Origin of the sequence: Brevibacterium sp. H602 (genome assembly GCF_051172395.1) — a bacterium.
GTDB lineage: Bacteria > Actinomycetota > Actinomycetes > Actinomycetales > Brevibacteriaceae > Brevibacterium.
The window spans coordinates 148,689-172,605 of the sequence record NZ_JBPIZD010000004.1 but is presented as its reverse complement, the minus strand read 5'-3'; the positions used below and the strand labels follow the sequence as shown (position 1 = coordinate 172,605).

Below are 23,917 nucleotides of genomic sequence, written 5' to 3'. Positions count from 1 at the left end.
TTCATGTTCTTCCTCGGGGCGGCACTGTGCCTCATCATCGCAGCCACCCTCTCCGCCGTGGATGCCGCGCTGCTCAACGTCTCCCACCATGCGGTCGAAGAGGCGAAGGAGGACGGCAAACGCTCAGCGGTGCGTGTCGAGCGGATCCTCGCGGACCTGCCGACGAACATCAACGTCATCATCTTCGTCCGCAACTTCCTCGAAGCACTCGCCACGGTGTTCATCGCCCTGGCCTACGACTCCTACTACTCCGTGGGACCGCTCATGGTCTTCCTCACGGTGATCACCGCCTCGGTGGCGGTCTTCATCATCGCCGGAGTCTCTCCACGCACGATCGGCAAGCGCCGATCGCTGGCTGTCAGCCTCAACCTCAGCTGGGTCGTGCGCATCGTCCTCGTCGCGCTCAAACCGCTGACCCGCATCCTCGTCGTGCTCGGCAATCTGCTCACACCCGACAAGGTGTACAAGGACGGTCCGTTCGTGACCTCCGAACAGCTGCGCGACCTCGTCGAACGTGCCAGCGAATCCGACGTCATCGAAGACGGCGAACGCGAGATGATCCAGTCGGTGTTCAACCTCTCTGACACCTCGGCGAACGAGGTCATGGTGCCGCGCACCGACCTCATCACCGTCGATGCGGACGTGAGCCTGCAGAAGGCGATGAACCTGTTCTTCCGCTCCGGCTTCTCCCGCATCCCCGTCTGCGGGGAGGACCTCGATGACGTCCGCGGAGTCGCCTACCTCAAGGACGTCGCCCGCCGCCTCCACCTCCACCCCGAGGAGGCCGACCGTCCCGTGGGCAACCTGGCCCGCTCCGTCCTGTTCGTCCCGGAGACGAAGCCGGCCGATGACCTGTTGCGGCAGATGCAGCTGGATTCGACGCATCTGGCGATCCTCATCGACGAATACGGTGGCACCGCAGGGCTGGTGACCATCGAGGACATCGTCGAAGAGATCGTCGGCGAGATCGAAGACGAATACGACAACGGCGATGACGAACTCGTCGCCGCCGAAGACGGATCGTTCATCATCAGCACCCGCATGTCGATCTCCGACTTCGCCGAGTACTTCGACGTGCGCATCGACGAAGACGATGTCAACAGCGTCGGCGGACTGCTCTCGAAGCTCATCGACCGAGTGCCCATCGACGGCTCGCATGCGTCGATCGAGGGCCTCGAGATCGAAGCCATGGAGGGCCAGGGGCGACGCCACCGAATCACCCACGTGCGGGTCACCCGCACCCACGAGAACAGCAGACACGCACAGCGGACCGCCGCAGCCGAAGGTTCGGGGACGAAGGAAGAGGACTGAGATGGAATTTCGCACGGACTACCCCGATGACTATCGGGCCGGCTTCGCCTGCTTCGTGGGTCGCCCGAATACGGGAAAGTCGACGCTGACGAACGCCCTGGTGGGGGAGAAGGTCGCGATCACCTCGGCCAAACCTCAGACGACCCGGCATACGATCCGCGGAATCGTCCACAAGGACGACCACCAGCTCATCCTCATCGACACCCCCGGACTGCACAAACCGCGTACCCTGCTCGGGTCCCGACTCAACGATCTCGTGGCCTCCACGCTGGGCGAAGTCGACGTCATCGGCTTCTGCCTGCCCGCCGATGAGCCGATCGGTCCCGGCGACCGCTATATCGCCTCCCAGCTGGCGCTGCTGGACGGACGGACCCCGATCGTGGCGCTGGTGACGAAGGTCGACCGGGTGCCCAAGGACAGAATCGCCGAGGCGCTGCTGGCCGTCGGCGAGCTCGCCGACTTCGCCGATGTCGTCCCCGTCTCCGCTGTCGAGGACTTCCAGGTCGACACCGTCGATTCGGTGCTCGCGGCACATCTGCCGAAATCTCCTCCGCTCTACCCCGACGGTGACCTCACGGATGAGCCGGAAGAGAAGATGATCGCCGAGCTCGTGCGCGAAGCAGCCCTCGAAGGAGTGCGTGATGAACTGCCCCATTCCCTGGCCGTGCAGGTCGAGGAGATGTACCCGCGGGAAGGACGCAGCGAGGACAATCCGCTGTGGAACGTCCACGTCAATCTCTATGTCGAACGTCCGAGCCAGAAAGCCATCATCATCGGCAAAGGCGGCAGTCGGCTCAAGACCATCGGGTCGGAGTCCCGGCAGGGCATCGAGCGGCTCCTCGGCACAAAGGTCTACCTCGACCTGCACGTCAAGGTGGCCAAGGACTGGCAGCGCGATCCCAAACAGCTCGGCCGCCTCGGCTTCGACTTCAACAGCTGATCTGCCCGGTCGGTCGCCGCTGGTGATGCGAACAGCACGCTGACGGACGGGGGAAGGCGGACTGCGGAAGCGGCGCGGATCCGCGGCTGGTGACGGGCATCACCCTCCGGGGCCCGAGTTGAACCGGGCACTCGAGCCTGCCTTAGACTAGGCCGAGTGAATGCCGAGCAGACTCTGGTCGCACTGAGCGACCGATCCCCACAGGTTGCCCCCGAAGAGCTCATCGCAGGTCTCGTGCCGCCGCCTCAGTTCGAGGACGTGTCCTTCGACAGCTACCGCACCGACCCAGCGGAGCCCTCGCAGGAAGAGGCACGGAACAAGCTGCGGGACTTCACTCAGCGCTCGACCGACAAGGGATTCTTCGGCAAGCTGTTCGCGAAGGGCAGCTCCGGCGCTAAGGGCGTCTACCTCGACGGCGGCTACGGAGTGGGCAAGACTCACCTGTTGGCTTCGGCCTGGCATGCCAACGAGAAGCCGGCGACTTTCGGCACCTTCGTCGAATATACGAACCTCGTCGGAGCCCTGGGCTTCGCTCGGGCTCGCGACGACCTGTCGAAGATGAAACTCGTCTGCGTCGACGAATTCGAACTCGACGATCCCGGCGACACCGTGCTCATGTCCCGGTTGATGCGTGAACTCACCGATGCCGGGGTGAAGATCATCGCGACATCGAACACCCTGCCCGGGTCTCTGGGGGAGGGGCGCTTCGCCGCTCAGGACTTCCTGCGCGAGATTCAGGCGCTGGCGGAACAGTTCGAGGTCTACCGCATCGACGGCAAGGACTACCGTGCCCGTGAGCTCACCTCGCCGGCGGACCCGCTGCCGGAATCCGAACTCGATTCGGCCGCGAGTCGGCTTGACGGAGTCGTGGCTCGCGATGACTTCTCGGAGCTGCTCAGCCACCTGTCCACCGTCCACCCCTCACGCTACGGGCGGATGGTCGACGGAATCGACGCGGCTGTGTGGGAGAACGTGCGCACGATCGACAACGAGAGCGTGGCTCTGCGCTTCGTGGCGCTCGTCGACCGGCTCTACGATCGCAACGTGCACATCATCAACTCCGGTGCCGCTCTCGACAAGGTCTTCACCGAGGAGTCGCTGGCAGGCGGGTACAAGAAGAAGTACATGCGCTGCCTCTCGCGACTGACCGCTCTGTCGTCCTGAGCCGAGAGACCAGTGACGCCCGTCGCACCTCTGATGAAGGTGCGACGGGCGTCAGTCGTTTCAGCTGAGGCCGATCACATCGAAGAGACGCAGGTCCGGCACCCAGTCGGGCAGACCGGTGAGTTTCAGGGTGAACCACACGATGACAGCCACGAAGGCCGCCGTGACTGCGCCGATGGTCCACCGCACCCACAGCCGCTGAGCCATGATCCAGTGTGTCCAGCGTTCGACGTTCACGCGTACGAAGTGCAGAAGTCGCTGAGCCCAGTGGAACTCGCTGGAGATGATGAACAGGCCGATGATGACGATGAGCCAGCCGGGGCCGGGCAGCGGGACGAGCACGAGTCCGATGAGCACGATGAGTGTGCCGAGGCCGCCGACGATGGTGCGATAGAGGCGTGCAGTGTGCGGGTTGGCCAACACTGTGCGCCGCCAGCGGAGGAACCCCAGACGCAGTTTCCGCCACGGTCGGGGACCTTGCCGGTGGTGGCGTGACAACCAGCCCTTGGGGCGGGTCTGCGGGCTCTCTGCATTCACCCAACCACTATAAGATGGTGACCCTGAAAGCTTGATCGATACGTGTGACCACGATCACCCGATTCTGATTTTGCGTAAGCCGCCACCTGCGTATAGAGTTATATCTCGTTGCCAGGGAAACCGGGCAGCGAGAAATGCGGATGTGGCTCAGTTGGTAGAGCATCACCTTGCCAAGGTGAGGGTCGCGGGTTCGAGTCCCGTCATCCGCTCGGAGGCGTCATGGCACTGCCTTGGCGGTGGCGTGGCCGAGAGGCGAGGCAGCGGCCTGCAAAGCCGTATACACGGGTTCGAATCCCGTCGCCACCTCGTATGACCGGCAGAAATGTCGGTTGACCAGCGCGATTGGCGCAGCGGTAGCGCGCTTCCTTCACACGGAAGAGGTCACTGGTTCGATCCCAGTATCGCGCACAGGGACCTTCGGGTTCCGGTGCAACAAATGAATAGAGCGCGATTGGCGCAGCGGTAGCGCGCTTCCCTGACACGGAAGAGGTCACTGGTTCGATCCCAGTATCGCGCACAGAAGAAGCCCCGAGTGATCCACTCGGGGCTTCGTGCGTTCACGCTCGAGCAGACTTTCTGAGCATTGACCCTTTTCCCCAGTGACCCTCAATCACCCTCTTCGCCTAAGCTCGCGGGTGAGATTTGCCCCGTTACGCCGGTGAGATTCGCCCGGTCGCGCCGGTGAGCACTGTTTCGGCTCAGTTTTCTCTGGATTCATCACATTCCTCGGTGTGCAATTCAAAGAAGGGTGTACAAATCAGCCTGGTCTCGGCCGCAAAGCGTCGCTGCTGTGACCGAGCCTCTGGGGGTGAGCAGTCACGTTCGGTGAAGCCGGGAAGATGGCGCTCGAGGCACTGAACGCACGAATCGGAATTGTGTATGTTTAGTTCACCGTGTTCCAGGACTGAAACGCGGTCAGCATGCGGTATCAAAGGGGTTTGCTAGTACGCTAGGTGTTGTACTAAACGACGATGACTCGGAGCACCTATGTCTACTCCTCAGAACCCGTACGGTTCGGGTGACGGTTCGCCCAACAACCCCAACGGGCAGAACCCGAACAACCAGCCGCCGAATGCCCCCAACTACGGCAACGATCAGAACGCCGGTCAGCAGCCCGGTCAGTACGGTTCGGGGCAGCCCGGTCAGCAGTACGGATCGTCGGGCGACCAGCCCAATGGTTCGCAGCCGAACTACGGTCAGGGCGGCAACGACGGCTCGCAGCAGTACGGACAGCAGGCTCCCCAGTACGGCTCCCAGCCGAACTACGGTGCGTCGAACGATCAGAATCAGTATGGCCAGAACCAGTACGGCCAGGACCCGAACAATCAGAACCAGTACGGTCAGGGTCAGCCTGACCAGAATCAGTACGGGGACAACCAGTACGGACAGAACCCCTACGACACCAACGCGCAGGGATACGACGCCAACCAGTACGGCCAGCAGCCGGCCTACGCCGGTGCCGACGGATCCTCCGATCAGTTCATCCCGGCGAACCCCAACTCCGGCTACGGCCAGTATCCCTCGGGCACCGGCGGCAACACCTCGAAGAACATCTGGGGCATCCTCGCCCTCATCGGCGGCATCGTCGGCGTCCTCGGATCGTTCTTCTTCGGTATCGGCGCGATCTTCGGCATCGCAGCGATCATCTTCGGCTTCGTCGGGCTCTCCGCGGTCAAGAAGAACTTGGCCAGCAACAAGGGCCTCAACATCACCGGTATCATCCTCGGTTTTCTCTCGGTAGTCATCGCGATCATCTCGATCGTCGCAACCGTCATGTTCGGTGCCTTCATCTTCAACGCAGCCGAAGAGGCCGCCAGCTCCTCCGCCCCCGCCGATCCGAGCCAGGGAGCCGGCCAGGACCCGAGCCAGGGCTCCGGCGGCTCCGACGGCGGAGCCGGCGCACCTGCTCAGGCCGGCGAGGTCGAGATCGGCACCGACGTCACTGCACAGATCAACGTCCGCGAGGGCACCGCATCGTCGTCGGCCTCCGGCGCCGAATCGACCAATGGTGAGATCGCCATCGTGACGATGACCGTGAAGAACAACTCGAGCTCCGACATCGAGATGACTCTCACGAATCTGTCCGCCAACAACGGCGGCAGCACGGAATACGACGACGTCTTCGACGGCGGAAACTACAAGGGCTCTCTGGCCTTCACCGATCCGGTTCCTGCCGGCGGCGAAACGACCTATGAATTCGCTTACGCCGTCCCCAAGGCCGAAATCGACGGTATGCACCTCAAGCTCGAACTCGTCGACGACCTCGGCAAGGGCACGGACTTCGAGTTCTACAAGCAGTGACACCCTGTTCCCCGAGGTGACAAGGTCCTTTCGGCCCTGACGCCCCGGGCACAGGCTTCGACAGACTCAGTGTGGGTGGCAGTCATTCGACTGCCACCCAACTGATTTGTCACAAGCGAATTGGTACTAGAATCTGAGGGTGACCAGCCCACCGGAAGGGCTGGTCGAATGAACACGTGACGAACGGAGAAATCAGTGGCAGACAGCATCGACTGCGCGGGCGAAAGCATTCCCTGGAAAGAGGGTCTGACCGGAACGGAGATCTTCTCCACCGACCGCACAGTCGTCGCCATGTGGCTGAACGGCGAACCCGCCGACCTCAGCCGCGAGTTGCAGTCAGGAGATCGGATCGCTCCGATCACCATCGACTCCGACGCCGGACTCGACATTCTGCGCCACTCCACCGGTCACGTCACCGCTCAGGCCGTCCAGGAGCTCTTCCCCGGAACCAAGCTCGGCATCGGGCCCTACATCACCGACGGCTACTACTTCGATTTCGACGCCGCCGAACCCTTCACGCCTGAGGACCTCAAGGCGATTCAGAAGAAGGCCGCCCAGATCGTCAAGTCCGGCCAGACCTTCAATCGCGTCGTCGTCACCGAAGAAGAAGCCCGCGAGCGGATGGCCGACGAGCCGTACAAGCTCGAACTCATCAACGACAAGGGCAATGGCGGCGACGAGGAGACCTCCGTGGAGGTCGGCGGCGGTGAACTCACCGTCTACGAGAACGTCGACCGCAAGGGCGAGGTCGTCTGGCAGGACCTCTGCCGCGGCCCCCACCTGCCCAACACCAAGCTCATCGGAAACGGCTTCGCCATCACCCGATCCTCGGCGGCCTACTGGCGCGGCGACCAGGCGAATGCGAGCCTGCAGCGGGTCTACGGAACCGCCTGGGCATCGAAAGACGACCTCAAGGCCTACCAGGATCGCATCGCCGAGGCCGAGCGTCGCGACCACCGCAAGCTCGGTGCCGAGATGGACCTGTTCTCCTTCCCCGAGGAGCTCGGCTCCGGCCTGCCCGTCTTCCACCCCAAGGGCGGTGTCATCAAGCGGGAGATGGAGGACTACGTCCGCGCCCGTCACATCGACGAGGGCTTCGAATACGTCGGGACCCCGCACATCTCGAAAGAGACGCTGTACTACACCTCCGGACACCTGCCCTACTACGGGGAGAACATGTTCCCGGCGATGTCCGTCGACGAGGTCCGCGACGAGTCCGGCGAGATCGTCAAGGAGGGCACCCCGTACCGGCTCAAGGCCATGAATTGCCCCATGCACAACCTCATCTACCGGTCCCGGGGCCGGTCCTACCGCGACCTGCCGCTGCGGCTGTTCGAGTTCGGCACCGTCTACCGTGACGAGGCATCCGGAGTCATCCACGGCCTCACGCGCGTCCGCGCCCTGACCCAGGACGACTCGCACTCCTATGTGGCTCAGGAAGACGCGGGCAAGGAGATCCGCCACCTGCTGAACTTCGTGCTCAGCCTGCTGCGCGACTTCGGCCTCGACGACTTCTACCTCGAACTGTCCACCCGCGACGAGGACGGAAAGAAGGCCGACAAGTTCATCGGCTCCGACGAACAGTGGGCCGAAGCCACCAGCGTGCTCGAGGAGGTCGCTCAGGAGACCGGACTCGAACTCGTCCCCGACCCGGGCGGCGCGGCGTTCTACGGCCCGAAGATCTCCGTCCAGGCCCGCGACGCCATCGGCCGCACCTGGCAGATGTCGACTGTCCAGCTCGACTTCAACCAGCCCGAGCGCTTCGGACTCGAATACGTCGCCGCCGACGGCTCCCGCAAACAGCCGGTGATGATCCACTCCGCGAAGTTCGGCTCCATCGAACGCTTCCTCGGCGTGCTCACCGAGCACTACGCCGGTGCCTTCCCCGTGTGGCTGGCGCCCGTGCAGGTGACCTGCATCCCCGTGGCCGACGAGTTCAACGACTACCTCGCCGAGGTGGCCGACCAGCTGCGCAAGTCCGGGGTCCGCGTCGAGATCGACGACAGCGACGACCGGTTCCCGAAGAAGATCCGCAATGCCTCGAAATCGAAGGTGCCCTTCACCCTCATTGCCGGGGGAGAGGACCGTGACGCCGGTGCCGTGTCCTTCCGCTTCCGCAGCGGTGAGCAGGAGAACGGCGTCCCCGTCGCCGAGGCGGTGCGACGGATCCTCGACTCGATCGAAACCAAGGCTCAGGTATGAGCGGAGGCGACGACGACCGATCCGCTCAGGAGAACCCGGGCGGCCGCCTCGGCGAAGGGACTCCCTACCCCGAGGCGGCCGCCGGGTTCCCCGGGGAACCCGACGGATTCCAGCGCCTGTGGACTCCGCACCGGATGGTCTACATCGACGGTCAGGACAAACCGAAGGACGACCGCGCCGAGGAGTGCCCGTTCTGCACGGCTCCGTCGAAGACCGATGAGGACGGGCTCATCGTCGCCCGCGGTCAGCACGTCTACGCGGTGCTCAACCTCTACCCCTACAACCCGGGCCACCTGCTCATCTGCCCCTATCGTCACGTGGCCGACTACACGGATCTGACTCAGGAGGAGACCGTCGAACTCGCCGAGTTCACACAGAAGGCGATGCGCGTCATCCGGGCCGTATCCGGACCTCACGGATTCAACCTGGGAATGAACCAGGGACCCGTGGCCGGCGCAGGAATCGCCGCCCACCTGCACCAGCACGTCGTCCCGCGCTGGGGCGGAGACGCGAACTTTCTGCCCGTGATCGCCCAGACCAAGGCCCTGCCGCAAGTGCACGCCGATGTGCAGGCGCGGCTCAAAAAGGAATGGAACAGATGAATCCTGAAGACCTCGGCACTCTTGCCGAGTACTCCTCACCCGTGCTGCGCGGCGACGAAGCCGTCATCACGATCCGACGACCCGACCTCGAGACCAACAGCTACCTCTCCCAGCTGTTCTCCTTGAGCGACGCCAGCTCCAGACGGCTGACCCACTCATGGTCTGACTCGAACCCGCAGTGCGGCCCGAACTGGTCCGGGTACCTGAGCGCGGAGAGGAAGGCCGCCCCGCAGCTCTTCGTCGGCGACAGCCTGGAGACGGCACACCAGATCACGGACAACCATCTCGGCGTGTCCGAATTCGCCCTCGACGACACCCGTTCCAGGGCCCTCTACGTCGCCCGAGTCGCCGAACCCGGACGCTACGGGCTCGATGATGACATTCCGGCGGCCGAGGAAGCCCCACGCCGGATCACCACGGCCTCGTACCTGGCCAACGGCCTCGGCTATACGAACGACCGTCCGGCGCGGGCCTTCCTCGTCGACCTCGCCGAACCCGGTCTCGGCACCGTGGGTCTGCGCGGGTCATCCGAAGTTCCGCTGTCGACTCTGCTGACGACCCCGGACAGCGACGTCCACGATCCGCAGTTCTCCCCGGACGGACACTGGGCAAGCGTGATCGCAGCGGTCGAACCCGATCGCGGGCGGCCCGACTTGCGCAGCACCGTGTGGCTGCTCGGCCGCGAGGAGTCGCGCCCGCTTGACCTGCCGCCGATGAGTGTGAGTCTGCACGTGTGGATCGACGCTGATCGGGTGCTGCTGCTCGGCAATGCGCTGACCCGTGACGAACTCGACTTCGTCGGACAAATGCCCGGGCTCTTCATCCACACGGTGTCGACCGGCTCCACGAGGCGGCTGACCGACCCGGAGACCGTGGCGCTGACACCGATCCCGCCGCAGATCCGCGGGGGAGCGGTCGTCGCCGCTGTCGACACGGACGGGGCCACCCGGATCGTTCGCATCGGCCTCGACGCCGCAGAGGTCGGCATCGACGACCTCGAGTTCCTCACCGACGACACCACCGTCGTCAACGGCTTCGATGCCGACGACGAGACGCTCGTCTTCACCGGATCGACCCCGCACTCTCCGGCCGTGCTCGGCTGCATCGCTCTCGGCGGGCCCACGGCGTCCGGGGCCGCCTCGGCGATGGGGTCCTCTGTCATCGTCAAGGAGCATCCGGCACCGGCGAACTCCGTCCTGCCTCAGGTCCTGCGGGTGCCAGGCGATTCCGGGACGATCACCGGCTGGCTGGCCAAACCGCACGGGGAGGGACCCTTTCCCGTCATCCTCAACATCCACGGCGGGCCCTTCGCCCAGTACACGCATTCGTGGTTCGACGAGACCCAGGTGCTCACGTCCGCAGGCTACGCCGTCGTGTTCTCGAACCCGCGCGGATCCGGGGGCCGCACCCGCAGCTGGGGGACCGCCGTCCAAGGAGACATGGCGGCACCGGCGATGGCCGATGTGCTCGCCGTCCTCGACCATGCCCTCGACCTCGATCCCTCCCTCGACCGCAGCCGTCTGGGCATCCAGGGCGGATCGTATGGGGGATATCTCACAGCCATGACGATCGCCGCGGACCATCGCTTCCGCGCCGCCATCGTCGAACGCGGCTACCTCGACCCGGACAGCTTCGTCGGGACCTCCGACATCGGCCGCTTCTTCACCGAGGAGTACACGAGCCGCAGCCGTGAGGCGATCGCGGCGCAATCACCTCTGGCCCACGCTCCACAGGTCGGCACACCGACCCTGGTGATGCACTCGGAACTCGATCTGCGCTGCCCGCTGGAGCAGGCACAGAAGTACTATGCGGCCCTGCAGAGAGCCGGGGTCGACACCGAGATGCTCATCTTCCCCGGGGAGAACCACGAGCTCTCCCGGGCCGGGCAGCCCCGCCACCGCAGGCAGCGCTTCGAAGCGATCCTCGACTGGTGGGATCGCCGTCTGAGCGGCGAAGATCGGGGGCAGTCGCAGGACGGACGACATCGTCCTGAAACGGCTGATCCCGCTGTGGCCGCAGCGGCCGACTCCGCGTCATGAGCGCCGAGTTGGCCGGGACCGCGCAGAGCCGATATCGTTCTCTGGACCGCTGTCGCGCTCTTGCCGAAATCCCCCAGCGTCATTATTCTGCAAACACTTGCCTCCCTTCGTCGCCGACCACTGGAGAAACATGAAACCTCGTAAAGCCTCACGGGTCGTATTACTCAATGAGCGCGACGAGGTTCTCCTGATCCGTGCCCAGGATCTGCTGACCCCCAGTCACCAATGGTGGATGACCTGCGGAGGCGGTTCCGAACTCGGGGAGTCGGCAGCGCAGACGGCGGCCCGGGAACTCGCGGAGGAGACCGGGATCGAATGCGAACCTCACGAACTCATCGGTCCCTTGGCCACGCGCGACGAGGTCTTCGAATTCACGGAGAAGTCGCTGCGCCAGGTCGAAACCTACTTCGCGTTCCGCACCAGCGAGGACATCGAACTCGAAGACGCGGTCTGGACGGACATCGAGAAGCGCAGCCTGCTCGAATTCCGCTGGTGGACCCGGGAGGAACTCCTGGCCACGACGGAGACGATCTATCCGAAGAACCTCCTCGGCCTCATCGACCTGGCCACCGCCGGGTCCGTTCCCGACGTGCCGCTGGTCATCGACTGAGCGCACGAGCGCGCTCCGGAACAGGTCCGCGATGAGGTCCGGTGCGAGCCCGGACGGAATCGCGAACGGGAAGTCTGCACGAGTCGGCGCGGTCAGCGTATAGACTTGAGAGGCTGTAACTACAGGAAGGAACACCAGTGTCAGGTCATTCCAAATGGGCAACGACTAAACACAAGAAGGCTGCCATCGATGCCAAGCGCGGCAAGCTCTTTGCCAAGCTGATCAAGAACATCGAGGTGGCCGCACGCAACGGTGGACCCGATCCCGACGGCAACCCGACGCTGTTCGATGCGATCCAGAAGGCGAAGAAGAACTCGGTCCCCGCGGACAACATCACCCGTGCGGTCAAGCGCGGCGGCGGTCTCGACGGCTCCGGAGTCAACTACGAGACGATCATGTACGAAGGCTACGCCGCCGGCGGTGTGGCCCTGCTCATCGAATGTCTCACCGACAACCGCAACCGCGCCGCCTCCGAGGTGCGCGTGGCCGTAACCCGCAACGGCGGTTCGATGGCCGATCCCGGTTCGGTGACGTACAACTTCAACCGCAAGGGCGTTATCACCGTGGGCGCCGAGGAGACCGACGAAGAGGCCATTCTGCTGGCGACCATGGACGCCGGAGCCGAAGAGGTCAAGGAAGTCGGCGAGAAGTTCGAGATCATCTGCGAGGCCACCGACCTCGTGGCCGTGCGTACGGCCCTCGTCGACGCAGGCATCGACTACGACTCGGCCGAGGCCTCCTTCGTGCCCGAACTCGAGGTCAGCCTCGATGCAGAGACCGCGAGCAAGGTCTTCTCCCTCATCGATGCGCTCGAAGACAGCGACGAGGTGCAGAACGTCTACTCGAACGCCGATGTCAGCGATGAGGTCCTCGCCGAACTCGATGCCTGATGCGCATCCTCGGTGTTGATCCCGGACTGACCCGGTGCGGGCTCGGTGTCATCGACACCCTGCCCGCCCGGAAGGCGAAGATGATCGCCGTCGACGTCCTGCGGACTCCTTCGGCCGATTCCGTCGACCTCCGTCTCGGTGCGATCGCCGAGGCGTTCGACAGCTGGCTGGACACGTACCGTCCCGATGTCGTGGCCATCGAACGCGTCTTCGCCCGCAACGATGTGTCCACGATCATGGGCACCGCCCAGGCATCGGGACTGACCATGGGACTGGCCGCCCGCCGCGGACTGCCGGTGGCCATGCACACCCCATCCGAGGTCAAGGCCGCGATCACCGGTTCGGGCCGTGCGGACAAGAAGCAGGTCACCTCGATGGTGACGCGGATCCTCGGTCTCGACGCACCGCCGAAGCCCGCCGACGCCGCCGACGCCCTGGCGATCGCGATCTGCCATTCCTGGCGCGGCGCGCTGTCGGCCCAATCGACGCCGGGGATCAATAAGGATCTGACCGAACGCAAGGCCGGCGGGAGGCAGGGCAGCGGACTGACGAAGGCCCAGCAGCAGTGGGCCGAGGCCATGCGGCGCGCCAAGTGAGCATGGGGGAGCGGGCGCCTGCTAACCTGGATTCGTACACGTGTTCCCCTTAAGAAAGGCTGTCCGTGATCAGTTTCCTCAGCGGTACGGTGCATCGGATCGCAGCTGACCACCTCGTCGTTCTCACCTACGGTGTCGGTCGGAAGGTCCACGTCACCCCCGATACTTTGGCTGGGACTCGGCACGGCGCCGAGATCGAACTGGTCACCAGCCTCGTGGTGCGCGAAGACTCGATGACGCTCTACGGCTTCGGCACCGAAGACGAGAACCACACCTTCGAGGTGCTGCTGTCGATCTCCGGAATCGGTCCGCGTCTGGCGATGGCGATCCTCTCGGTGATGGGACCTGACGAACTTGCCGCCGCGATCACGAATCAGGACGCCAACGCGCTCACCCGTGTCCCCGGAATCGGGAAGAAGGGCGCCTCGCGCATCATCCTCGAGTTGGAGAACAAACTGCCGAAGCTCACCGCTGCCTCTCCCGGACCCACTCTGTCCTTCGGCGGCGGCAACCAGCAGGTCGTCGACGCCCTTGTGGGACTCGGGTGGAAGGAAGCGCAGGCCGAGGACGTCGTCGCCGACGTCGTCAAGGAGACCGGTGCTGATGCCGGCACCTCCGTGGTCCTCAAGGCCGCTCTGAAGGTCCTGGGTGCGAAGAGATGACGGGCTCGTTCGACTCCGACTCCTACGAGGTGGACTTCGGTGACCAGGACCTGACCGGAGCCGAACAGGAGAGGCTCGTCTCCGGCCGTGCCGAGACGGCCGAACGCGATGCCGAGGCGGCACTGCGTCCGAAGGGGCTGGCCGACTTCATCGGCCAGCCGCAGGTGCGTGAGCAGCTCTCACTCGTCCTCGACGCGGCGAAGGCCAGACAGAAGGCTCCCGACCATGTGCTGCTCTCCGGTCCTCCCGGGCTCGGTAAGACCACACTGGCGATGATCATCGCCCACGAGATGAACTCGAGCCTGCGGGTGACGTCCGGCCCGGCCGTCCAGCATGCCGGTGACCTCGCTGCCATCCTGTCCTCCCTCGAGGAAGGCGAAGTCCTCTTCATCGACGAGATCCACCGCATGGCCCGGGCCGCCGAGGAGATGCTGTACGTGGCGATGGAGGACTTCCGAGTCGACGTCATCGTCGGCAAAGGGCCCGGTGCCACCGCCATCCCGCTCGACCTCCCGCAATTCACCCTCGTCGGGGCGACCACCCGGTCCGGTCTGCTGCCCGCGCCGCTGCGTGACCGCTTCGGCTTCACCGCCCTGCTCGACTTCTATTCGAGCGCCGATCTGCTCACAGTTCTGCAGCGTTCGGCTCGGATGCTCGGCATCGAATCCGAACTCGCCGGGCTCGAAGAGATCTCCACGCGGTCACGGGGAACCCCGCGAATCGCAAACCGACTGCTGCGCCGCGTCCGCGACTGGGCACAGGTGCGGGGGAGCGGAATCATCGACGAGGAGGCCGCCACCAATGCCCTGCGCGTCTATGAGGTCGACGAGCTCGGTCTGGACCGCCTCGACCGGTCGGTTCTGCAGGTGCTGTGCAAGCGCTTCGGCGGGGGCCCGGTGGGATTGGGCACCCTCGCCGTCTCCGTCGGCGAAGAAGCCGATACGGTCGAAACCGTGTCCGAGCCCTACCTCGTCCGAGAGGGCCTGATCAGCCGCACCCCACGTGGACGAGTGGCCACCACAGCGGCCTGGAAGCACCTGAAAATGCAGATCCCAGCAAACTATGAGTTCTGACCCTGCCTTTGAGTTCGCTATGAGAGGTGAGGACGAACTAAGCTGGTTCACTGATTCATTCATATGAAAGGCTGATATCTGTGGATTTGCTGATCCCTCTTGCGCTTGCCGCGCTGCTGATCTTTTTCCTGTTCAATTCTCGGCGTAAGCAGAAAGCGCGTGCGGAGCAGATCAAATCGGGTCTCGTGCCCGGCGCGACCGTGATGACGACCTTCGGTGTCTTCGGCACCGTGCTCTCCATCGACGAAGAGAACAACCAGGTGACCATCGAGTCGGGTCCCGGCACGGTACTGCGCGTCCACCGCCAGGCCATCGGTCAGATCGAGAACAACCAGGCCGCGGCGCCCGTCGACGCTCCCGATGCCGCCGCCCCCGCCCCCGCCGCCGATGCCGATGTCGACGCAGACGAGAAGCCGGCCATCACCGACGCCGAGCTCGACGCCATGAACGAACGCAAACGCGCCGAGAAGGACACCCCGGACGAGGACGCATCCGATGACGTCATCGCCGATGAGTCCGCTGCGAAGACCGAGGACGCCGAAGCAGTCGCTGAGACCGAGGACGTCGACACCGAGGCCGCCTCTGAGACCGAGGCCGACTCCGCCGCTGCGGAGTCCACGGACCCGACTGATTCGGATTCCGACAAGAAGAACTGATCCGTTCTCGCACTCTTCTCCCGACTGAAAGCTGAAACGTGTCCGATATCGAAGAAAAACCACGCCCTGGTTTGCGCTTCCTGTGGCTGACCATCATCACTCTGGTGCTGGCCGCAATCATCGCCGGCGGTGTCATCTGGTCGAATGCCACGACGACTCCGAAGCTCGCGCTCGACCTCGAGGGCGGAACGTCGATCATTCTGGAACCACAGGTGTCCAAGGGCACGGACATCAGCAAGGAGCAGCTCGATCAGGCCGTGGCGATCATCCGCCAGCGCGTCGACTCGACCGGTGTCTCCGAAGCCGAGATCACGACGCAGGGCGACCGCAACATCGTCGTGAATCTGCCGGGCAACCCCGACGAGGAGACCCGAAACCTCGTCCGCTCGTCTGCTCAGCTGGTCTTCCGTCGTGTGGCGCTGGTCGGTGACCCGCGTTCACAGGAGCAGATCCAGAAGGAACAGGAGAAGAGCGGCGAGGAATCGGGCGGCGATGACGGGCTGAGCGACGAAGAGCGCAAACGCCTCGAGGACCTCACCGGCGCCGACTCGCAGGGCGACGGACAGAGCGAGGACCAGGCTCCGTCCGGCGGCGGCGATGTCGTCAATGCCGGCGGCGAGACGAAGAAGACGGCCGAGTCCTCCGAGAAGACGAAGTCCTCGGAGTCGGAGAGCAAGGACGCGGAGAGGTCCGGAGAAGGCAGCGGATCGAGCGACAGTACGAAGGTCACCGACTCGACGCCTCGGCCGCTCTTCGATCCGGAGAAGGACGCCTCCGAATGGCAGTCCGACAAGATCATCAAGGAGTACACCGAGCTCGACTGCACGAACAAGAAGAACCGGACGGGCGGGCAACAGCGACCCTCGGACGAACCGGTCGTCTCGTGCTCCGAAGACGGACAGGCGAAGTACATCCTCGGCCCCGTCGAACTCTCCGGCGATCACCTCGCCGATGCCAGTGCCGGCTACGCCGCAGGAGCCAACGGCGTGCAGACCAACAACCCTGCCGTCAACCTCTCCTTCGACTCCACCGGCCGTGAGATCTTCAAGCAGATCACCTCGGACATCACCGGCAAACAGCAGCCCTACAACCAGTTCGCGATCGAACTCGACGGTCTCGTGCTGTCGGCTCCGTCTTCGAACGCGGTGATCAACGACGGCAACGCCCAGATCACCGGTGACTTCTCCCTCGACGAGGCACAGACTCTGGCCAACCAGCTCAAGAACGGTTCGCTGCCGCTGAGCTTCCAGGTCCAGAGCGAGGACCAGATCTCACCGACCCTGGGATCGAACTACCTCAAGATCGGTCTGCTCACCGGCCTGGTCGGACTCCTCCTCGTCGTCGTGTACTCGCTGCTGCAGTACCGGGTGCTCGGCCTCGTCACCGTCTCGAGCCTCGTCGTCGCCGGTGTGCTCACCTACCTGCTGCTGCTGTTGGCATCGTGGAGATACGGCTACCGACTGTCCCTGGCCGGTGTCGCCGGTATCATCATCGGCATCGGCATGGCGGCGGACTCGTTCATCGTCTACTTCGAACGTGTCCGAGACGAACTGCGCAGCGGCCGCAATCTGCTCTCCGCTGTCGAGGTCGGCTGGGACCGTGCCAAGCGCACGATCTACGCCTCGAAGGCAGTGAATATGCTCGCCGCGGTCATCCTCTACATCCTGGCCGTCGGCTCGGTGCGAGGCTTCGCCTTCACCCTGGGTCTGACCGTGATCATCGACGTGCTCATCGTCTTCCTGTTCACCCACCCGATGCTGCAGTTCCTGGCCCGCACGAAGTTCTTCGGCGAAGGCCACCCGATGTCCGGAATGGATCCGCGTCTGCTCGGCGTCAAACCCGCCGCCTACCGCGGAGCGCTCAACCTGTCCATCGACGACAAGGACAAGTCGCCCGAGGCCAAGCGGCGCGAGAAGGCACGGATGCGCAAGGCCGGAATGAGCGCAGACGACTCCTCCGATGCGACAGCCGCGGCGGCAGCTGCGTCCGAGCCGGAGGAGACCACGACGACGTCCACGGCAGACGATTCCACGACCGGCACGGCCACGACCACAAAGTCGAAGACCACGAAGTCGAAGAGCAAGAAGGCGGCGAAGTCCGCGGCTGCGACGGGCGGAATGACCATCGCCGAGCGGAAGGCCGCGGCCCGACGGGCCGAGGAAGACGATGCCGTCGAAGACTCGACGGCTGACGACGGCAAGGAGGCTGACAAGTGAAACGGTTCTTTGCCTGGGGCAACCGCCTGCACAGCGGCGAATCATCGATCCCTTTCGTCGGCAAGGCGAAGCTGTGGCTGGCCATCTCGGGCGTCCTCGTCCTCCTGTCCCTGCTCGTCCCGCTCATCTTCGGCTTCAACTTCGGCATCGCCTTCAAGGGCGGTTCGCAGTTCCAGGTCGACCATGTCAGCGACACCTCGGCCGCCAAGGGCGAAGGCATCATCACCGATGTCGTCTCCGGGTCCGAGCCGCGCCTGACTCCGACCAGTGACACGGCCGTCCAGATCGAGACTAACCAGCTCACCGACCCGCAGATGCAGGAAGTCCGTGACGCCCTCGTCGCCGGCTACGACGTGAAGGTCGAAGACGTCACCTCGACGTTCGTCGGACCCGAATGGGGCCAGGACGTGACGTCGAAGATGATCCGCGCACTCGTCATCTTCGTGGCCATCGCCCTCGTCGTCATGGCCCTGTACTTCCGCACGTGGAAGATGTCGCTCGCGGCGATCGTCGGCCTCTTCGTCGTGATGATCGTGACCATGGGCATCTACTCGGCCACCGGCTTCGAAGTCACGCCGGAGGCCATCATCGGCTTCCTCACCGTGCTCAGCTTCTCGCTCTATGACACGGTGGTGGTCTTCGACAAGATCCGAGAGAACACGACGAGATTCGAGGAGAAGCGGAATCTCAAGTTCTCCGAACTCGTCAACCTCGGTGTGAATCAGACGACCGTGCGTTCGATCAACACCTCAGTGGTGTCGGTGCTGCCGATCGCCTCGATCCTCTTCATCGGCGTGTTCCTGCTGGGCGCTGGAACACTGGTCGATATCTCACTGTCCCTGTTCATCGGTACTATAGTGGCAGCCGCTTCGACGCTGTTCGTCGCGAGCCCCCTCTACGCCCTCCTCCGGGCAAACGAACCGGCGGTCAAGGCACAGGAGGAGGCCGTGCGTGAACTACGCTTGAAGGATGGGGGAGCAGACGTCCCACCGGTGACTCACGCCGAAGTCTGATTCCCGAGAGAGGAGATGGTGTGGCTTCGTCCGCTGATTCGCGCCGTCCGCGAGGCATCTCCCGCTTAGCCTGGTGGGCGGCCAGGGCACAGAACAACCCTGGCTACCCGCGAGTGCTCGGCCCGATGATCCGGGCCCTGCAGTCGAACCATCCGAAGGCGGACACCGACCTCGTCGTCAGGGCCTACAAGGTCGCCGAGGAGGCCCACCGCGGGCAGACCCGCAAGTCCGGTGATGCCTATATCACCCACCCTATCGCGGTGGCGACGATCCTCGCGGAGATCGGCATGCTGCCGGTCACGCTCGCCGCCGCATTGCTGCACGACACCGTCGAAGACACCTCGTATTCGCTCGACGAACTCACCGAGGAATTCGGCTCCGAAGTCGCGGCCATGGTCGACGGGGTGACGAAGCTTGACAAGCTCACCTACGGGCAGGCCGCGCAGTCCGAGACCGTGCGCAAGATGATCGTGGCGATGGCCAAGGACATCCGCGTCCTCGTCATCAAGCTCGCCGACCGTCTGCACAATGCGCGCACCTGGCGATTCGTGCCCGCCTCGTCAAGCACGAAGAAGGCTCGCGAGACCCTCGACATCTTCGCCCCACTGGCCCACCGGCTGGGCATGAACACGATCAAATGGGAACTCGAAGACCTGTCCTTCCAGGTCCTCCATCCCAAGGTCTACGACGAAGTGGTCCGGCTCGTCGCGGATCGTGCTCCCGAGCGTGAGAAGTATCTGGCCACGGTCTCCGAGGAGCTCCAGGGCGAACTCAAGGATTCCGGAATCGACGCCTCCATCACGGGGCGCCCCAAGCACTACTACTCGATCTATCAGAAGATGGTCGTGCGCGGACACGAGTTCGCCGACATCTACGATCTCGTCGGAGTCCGCGTCCTCGTCGAATCCGTACGCGAATGCTATGCCACGCTCGGCATCGTCCACGCCCGCTGGAATCCTGTTCCCGGACGGTTCAAGGACTATATCGCGATGCCGAAGTACAACATGTACCAGAGCCTGCACACCACGGTGATCGGGCCGGCCGGCAAGCCCGTCGAGATCCAGATCCGGACCCACGAGATGGATCGACGTGCAGAATTCGGCGTCGCCGCTCACTGGAAGTACAAGGATCTGAACAAGTCCTCGAAGGCCGTGACCTCGAACACCGCGCGTTCGGTGAAGGTCTCCGACGCCGGTGAGGTCGACGACGCCGCCTGGCTGCGACAGCTGCTGGACTGGCAGCGAGAGGTCTCCGACCCCGACGAATTCCTCGACAGCCTCCGCTACGAGGTCAACTCGAAGGAAGTCTACGTCTTCACGCCCAAGGGCGAGGTGATGAGCCTGCCGTCGGGTGCGACCCCCATCGACTTCGCCTACGCGGTGCACACCGAGGTCGGACACAAGACCATGGGCGCCCGGGTCAACGGTCGCCTCGTCGCCTTGGACACGGAGCTGAAGAACGGGGACTCCGTCGAGGTCTTCACCTCGAAGGACGAGAACGCCGGACCCAGCCGCGACTGGCTCGGCTTCGTCAAGAGCCCGCGTGCCCGCAGCAAGATCCGTCAGTGGTTCTCGAAGGAGCGCCGCGAAGAGGCGATCGAGAACGGTCGCGAACAGCTCGCCCGGGCGATGCGCCGTCACACGATCTCCGCTGCTTCGCTGATGAGCCAGGAAGCTCTTCAGGTCGTCGCCACGGAGATGCGTCTGCCCGACGTCAGCGCACTCTATGCCGCGATCGGCAACGGTGTGTCCTCGGCTCAGCACGTCGTCGACCTGCTGGCCAAGGAAGTCGGGGAGGACGACGAGTCCGTCGTGCTGCCGCCGGAGCCGCGCAACCGCACCGGCCAGTCCTCGGGGCATCATTCCTCGTCCGAAGGCGTCATCGTCAAAGGCGTCGACGATGTGCTCGTCAAACTGGCTCGCTGCTGCACCCCGGTGCCGGGAGACGAGATCCTCGGCTTCGTCACCCGCGGTTCGGGAGTCTCCGTGCATCGCGTCGACTGCCCGAATATCACCTCGCTCAAACGCGAACCCGAACGTATGGTCGAGGTCTCGTGGGGTGAGAAGACGAGCGGAATCTACCTCGTGCAGATCCAGGTCGAGGCCCTCGATCGTGCAGGTCTGCTTTCCGATATCACCAAGGTGCTCTCCGAGACCCATGTGAACATCCTGTCGGCATCGGTCGGAACGTCTCGGGCGCGCGTGGCGCAATCGAAGTTCGTCTTCGAGATGAGCGATGCAAGCCATCTCGACACTGTCCTCTCGGCCGTGCGCAAGGTCGAAGGCGTCTTCGACGTCTACCGCATCTCCGGCGGCTGATCCTCTCCGTCCAGCGCCGCGCGCATCTGGGCGACGAACGGCCGACGGGCCACCACGGTGAGGTAGTCCCGGAGACGCTGACGCAGACCGCTGGGGATCTCCGCAATGATGCCCTTGAGCGCACGCGGCGAGTCCGCGGACTGGTTCCGGAAATGCGGGAAGAGGAGATCGTAGAGCGTGCGTTCCTCCGTCGTGATCGGCAGCTCGTCGATGAGGCACCAATCATTCTGCGCCAGATTCGTCTCGTGGACATCGAAACCGTCATCGGCGATCCACCGGCGCCTGGGCAGCGTGATGAAGCTCAGCGGAGCGGGGGCCCTGCCGAGTCCGCGGTGCACCCACCAGGCGCTGTCGTGGGAGAGCGCGAGTCCGGGCGGGATGAGCGAATGCAGGGCCGCCATCCGCTCAGCGGGGGAGAGGATCGCACCCTTGCGCACCCAGGTCGATTCGGTCAGTCTGATGAGCAGGCCGTCGAGGGTGAGCTCGGTGAGCTGCTCGTACCCGAAGTCCCGCAGATGAAACAACGCCTCCATACCCGAACTATCGTCGGATGTGGAGGCGGTGACAAGACTTCGGTGAGCGCCTGTGGACAGGTGCTGACTCGAACGTCAGAAGCTGTGGACGAGCGCCTCAGCCTCAGCCGAGCACTGCGGTCTCAGTCGAGTTCTGCGGCGGTCTGGGCGAGCTGATCCCGCCAGGCGCGGCGAGCGTCGAGAGCTTCCTGCGCTTCGGCGACGGATTTCTCATCTCCGCCGACCTTCGCGGCCTCGAGCTTCTTCTCGAGGTCGACGATCGACTCGTCGAGCTGACTCAGCGCACCCGAGGTGCGGGCCTTCGTCTCAGGGTTGCTGCGCTGCCACGCGGCTTCCTCGGCATCGGCGAGCGCGCGTTCGACATCGCGCAGACCGTTCTCCATCCGCGGGACATCGGCGCGAGGGACCTTCCCGGCGTCCTCCCACTGGTCTTGGATGGTGCGCAGCTCGCGCTTGGCCGCCACCGGGTCGGTGATCGGCAGCAGCGCCTGAGCCTTCTTCAGCAGCTCTTCCTTGACGACGAGGTTGCCCTTGAACTCCTCGTCCAGAGCGGCATTCTCGGCATCGCGGGCGGAGAAGAACACGTCCTGTGCTGCACGGAATCGTGCCCACAGCGCATCATCGTCCTTCCGCGAGGCACGCGGGGCGCGCTTCCACTGGCTCATCAGGTCCTTGTACTTCTGCGACACGGTGCGGAAATCGGTCGAGGCCGACAGCGACTCCGCCTCGGCGACGATCTTCTCCTTGATACGCTTGCCCTCGGCATTGAGCTTGTCGAGTTCGGCGAAGAACTCCTTGCGCTTGTGTTCGAAGGTGTTCCGAGCCTGTGAAAACCTGCCCCAGAGTTCCTGATCGACGGCACGCGGCAGGCGGGGTCCGCTGCGCTGCATGTCCTTCCACTGGGCGAAGAGCTCGCGCAGGCGAGCGCCCGACTGCTTCCACTGGATCTTCGACGGGTCCTGCTTGGCCAGGGTCTCGGCCTCGACGACGAGAGCCTCACGATCCTCGGCGGCGGCGAGTTTCGCGGCCTGCGCCCGGGCCGCCTGACGGGACTCCGTGGCCTCGGCATCGGAGATGAGTGTGTCGAGAGTGGCGCTCAACCCCTTGAGATCGCCGACGACGTTGGCTTCCGGCAGTGTTTCCTGCAGCGTCTTCGCCGCAGACACGACCTCACGGCCGGGAGCGCCGGCGGAGAGACGATTGCGCAGCAGGACCGCGCTCTCGGCGAGTTCGACGTACTTCTTCGCGAAGTACTCGAGAGCCTCCTCAGGAGTGGCGTCCGGGTATTGACCGACGGCACGTTCGCCCTCCGGTGTGGTGACGAACACATTGCCGTCCGCATCGGCACGACCATGTGTCACCGCGCGAGCCACCTCGGCGTCGTGGTCGATATGGCTGGCATTGACCACCTGTGCCGCCTGCGGACGCGGCAGCGACGACGGACGGGGGGTCGGCTTCGGTGTCGGGGTCGACATGGTTCTCACCTTGTTTCCATCGGTCGAACCGGCAGGTCATTCCACCCGCCGATCACTCGATTGTGGGATAGACGTTATCCCAGCATAACCATCGGCGGGCGTGTAGATAGACTTTGCACATGGATGTGTTCTCGACCAACGCCGAATTCCTCGACGTCAACTGCTATGCCGTGCGCGCAGACGGCTCCAGCGACTGCATTCTTATCGACTCCGGATACGACTGCGCCCCCGGCCTCGAGAAGCTGCTGAGCGAAGAGGGACTCGAACCTCGGGCGATCTTCCTCACCCACGGCCACCCCGACCATATCCTGGGCCTGACCAACGTGCTCGCCCGCTGGAACGTGCCCGTCCACCTCGGCGCCGCCGACCGGTACCGCCTGGAAACGCCCGCCACAACGCTCAACCCGCAGTTCGCGGCAATGCTGGCCCCGCTCGTCGCAGACTGGAACGCCCCGGCAGCCATTGACATCATTGATGGTGAGAGCTTCGAGATCGCCGGACTCACCATCACCGCAGTCTCCGCACCAGGGCATACGGAAGGTTCCATGCTGCTGCGAGTGAAGGACGGGGACGAGGAAGTCATCTTCACCGGTGACGTCGTCTTCGCCGGAGCCATCGGCCGCGTCGACCTGCCCGGGGGAGACCCTCAGGCGATGGCCGAATCGCTGCGGGCCTTCGCGACACTGCCGGACGTGCAGATCTATCCTGGACACGGCCCTGGCTCACGCGTGAGCACGGAACTCGCGACGAATCCGTTCTTCTGAAACCTCCCACCACTT

20 protein-coding genes and 4 tRNA genes are annotated in these 23,917 nt (G+C 64.3%); 21 read left to right on the top strand and 3 right to left on the bottom strand.

Going from position 1 to position 23,917, the window contains the following annotated elements; genetic code table 11:
• Positions 1-3: 3 nt before the first annotated feature.
• From ACSBQT_RS04970 to zapE, 3 genes are all read left to right on the top strand, one after another.
• On the top strand, positions 4-1,311 hold the full coding sequence (locus ACSBQT_RS04970) for a hemolysin family protein (RefSeq protein ID WP_410711608.1): 1,308 nt from the start codon (positions 4-6) through the stop codon (positions 1,309-1,311).
• A gap of 1 nt (position 1,312) precedes the next feature.
• On the top strand, positions 1,313-2,251 hold the full coding sequence (era, locus tag ACSBQT_RS04965) for a GTPase Era (protein ID WP_410711456.1): 939 nt from the start codon (positions 1,313-1,315) through the stop codon (positions 2,249-2,251).
• Between the two features lie 156 nt (positions 2,252-2,407).
• Positions 2,408-3,415 carry a cell division protein ZapE gene (zapE, locus tag ACSBQT_RS04960; protein ID WP_410711455.1) on the top strand — a complete coding sequence of 336 codons (1,008 nt, stop codon included), beginning with the start codon at positions 2,408-2,410 and terminating at the stop codon, positions 3,413-3,415.
• Between the two features lie 60 nt (positions 3,416-3,475).
• Here zapE and ACSBQT_RS04955 read toward each other — a convergent pair whose 3' ends face one another.
• Positions 3,476-3,952 (bottom strand): TIGR02611 family protein, encoded by a 477-nt coding sequence (locus tag ACSBQT_RS04955; protein WP_410711454.1) that lies wholly within the window; start codon positions 3,950-3,952, stop codon positions 3,476-3,478.
• Positions 3,953-4,088: 136 nt separating this feature from the next.
• Here ACSBQT_RS04955 and ACSBQT_RS04950 point away from each other — a divergent pair.
• From ACSBQT_RS04950 to ACSBQT_RS04870, 17 genes are all read left to right on the top strand, one after another.
• Positions 4,089-4,161: transfer RNA gene (locus ACSBQT_RS04950), tRNA-Gly, on the top strand.
• Positions 4,162-4,187: 26 nt separating this feature from the next.
• Positions 4,188-4,258: transfer RNA gene (locus ACSBQT_RS04945), tRNA-Cys, on the top strand.
• A gap of 30 nt (positions 4,259-4,288) precedes the next feature.
• Positions 4,289-4,360: transfer RNA gene (locus tag ACSBQT_RS04940), tRNA-Val, on the top strand.
• 37 nt (positions 4,361-4,397) lie between these two features.
• Positions 4,398-4,469: transfer RNA gene (locus tag ACSBQT_RS04935), tRNA-Val, on the top strand.
• Positions 4,470-4,939: 470 nt separating this feature from the next.
• Complete coding sequence (locus tag ACSBQT_RS04930; protein WP_410711453.1) at positions 4,940-6,253, top strand: DUF4190 domain-containing protein; 1,314 nt, start codon at positions 4,940-4,942, stop codon at positions 6,251-6,253.
• A 195-nt stretch (positions 6,254-6,448) separates the two neighbouring features.
• On the top strand, positions 6,449-8,455 hold the full coding sequence (thrS, locus tag ACSBQT_RS04925) for a threonine--tRNA ligase (RefSeq protein ID WP_410711452.1): 2,007 nt from the start codon (positions 6,449-6,451) through the stop codon (positions 8,453-8,455).
• Positions 8,452-9,057, top strand: a complete 606-nt coding sequence (locus ACSBQT_RS04920; protein ID WP_410711451.1) for an HIT family protein — start codon at positions 8,452-8,454, stop codon at positions 9,055-9,057. The genes thrS and ACSBQT_RS04920 overlap by 4 nt, the downstream gene beginning before the upstream one ends.
• Positions 9,054-11,096: an alpha/beta hydrolase family protein gene (locus tag ACSBQT_RS04915; protein ID WP_410711450.1), complete on the top strand. Its 2,043-nt coding sequence runs from the start codon at positions 9,054-9,056 to the stop codon at positions 11,094-11,096. The genes ACSBQT_RS04920 and ACSBQT_RS04915 overlap by 4 nt, the downstream gene beginning before the upstream one ends.
• A gap of 130 nt (positions 11,097-11,226) precedes the next feature.
• The gene (locus tag ACSBQT_RS04910; RefSeq protein WP_062242804.1) at positions 11,227-11,706 is read left to right on the top strand and encodes an NUDIX hydrolase; all 480 of its coding nucleotides are present in this window, start codon (positions 11,227-11,229) and stop codon (positions 11,704-11,706) included.
• A gap of 137 nt (positions 11,707-11,843) precedes the next feature.
• Positions 11,844-12,596 (top strand): YebC/PmpR family DNA-binding transcriptional regulator, encoded by a 753-nt coding sequence (locus ACSBQT_RS04905; protein WP_139467356.1) that lies wholly within the window; start codon positions 11,844-11,846, stop codon positions 12,594-12,596.
• Complete coding sequence (gene ruvC, locus ACSBQT_RS04900) at positions 12,596-13,192, top strand: crossover junction endodeoxyribonuclease RuvC (RefSeq protein ID WP_410711449.1); 597 nt, start codon at positions 12,596-12,598, stop codon at positions 13,190-13,192. Before ACSBQT_RS04905 ends, ruvC begins: the two co-directional genes overlap by 1 nt.
• Positions 13,193-13,257: 65 nt before the next feature.
• Positions 13,258-13,854 (top strand): Holliday junction branch migration protein RuvA, encoded by a 597-nt coding sequence (gene ruvA / locus ACSBQT_RS04895; protein ID WP_410711448.1) that lies wholly within the window; start codon positions 13,258-13,260, stop codon positions 13,852-13,854.
• Positions 13,851-14,927 carry a Holliday junction branch migration DNA helicase RuvB gene (ruvB, locus tag ACSBQT_RS04890; protein WP_410711447.1) on the top strand — a complete coding sequence of 359 codons (1,077 nt, stop codon included), beginning with the start codon at positions 13,851-13,853 and terminating at the stop codon, positions 14,925-14,927. Before ruvA ends, ruvB begins: the two co-directional genes overlap by 4 nt.
• Positions 14,928-15,007: 80 nt before the next feature.
• Entirely contained in the window at positions 15,008-15,583 is a 576-nt protein-coding gene (yajC, locus tag ACSBQT_RS04885; RefSeq protein ID WP_410711446.1) for a preprotein translocase subunit YajC, read from the top strand.
• A 38-nt stretch (positions 15,584-15,621) separates the two neighbouring features.
• The gene (secD, locus tag ACSBQT_RS04880) at positions 15,622-17,799 is read left to right on the top strand and encodes a protein translocase subunit SecD (protein ID WP_410711445.1); all 2,178 of its coding nucleotides are present in this window, start codon (positions 15,622-15,624) and stop codon (positions 17,797-17,799) included.
• Positions 17,796-18,812 carry a protein translocase subunit SecF gene (gene secF, locus ACSBQT_RS04875; protein ID WP_410711444.1) on the top strand — a complete coding sequence of 339 codons (1,017 nt, stop codon included), beginning with the start codon at positions 17,796-17,798 and terminating at the stop codon, positions 18,810-18,812. Before secD ends, secF begins: the two co-directional genes overlap by 4 nt.
• Positions 18,813-18,832: 20 nt before the next feature.
• On the top strand, positions 18,833-21,130 hold the full coding sequence (locus tag ACSBQT_RS04870; protein ID WP_410711443.1) for a RelA/SpoT family protein: 2,298 nt from the start codon (positions 18,833-18,835) through the stop codon (positions 21,128-21,130).
• Here the strand turns inward: ACSBQT_RS04870 and ACSBQT_RS04865 are convergent.
• Positions 21,109-21,663 (bottom strand): hypothetical protein, encoded by a 555-nt coding sequence (locus tag ACSBQT_RS04865; RefSeq protein ID WP_410711442.1) that lies wholly within the window; start codon positions 21,661-21,663, stop codon positions 21,109-21,111. The genes ACSBQT_RS04870 and ACSBQT_RS04865 overlap by 22 nt on opposite strands.
• Before the next feature lie 122 nt (positions 21,664-21,785).
• Positions 21,786-23,138 carry a DUF349 domain-containing protein gene (locus tag ACSBQT_RS04860; RefSeq protein ID WP_410711441.1) on the bottom strand — a complete coding sequence of 451 codons (1,353 nt, stop codon included), beginning with the start codon at positions 23,136-23,138 and terminating at the stop codon, positions 21,786-21,788.
• A 119-nt stretch (positions 23,139-23,257) separates the two neighbouring features.
• Between ACSBQT_RS04860 and ACSBQT_RS04855 the strand changes: the two genes are divergently transcribed.
• On the top strand, positions 23,258-23,902 hold the full coding sequence (locus ACSBQT_RS04855; RefSeq protein WP_410711440.1) for an MBL fold metallo-hydrolase: 645 nt from the start codon (positions 23,258-23,260) through the stop codon (positions 23,900-23,902).
• Positions 23,903-23,917 lie beyond the last annotated feature (15 nt).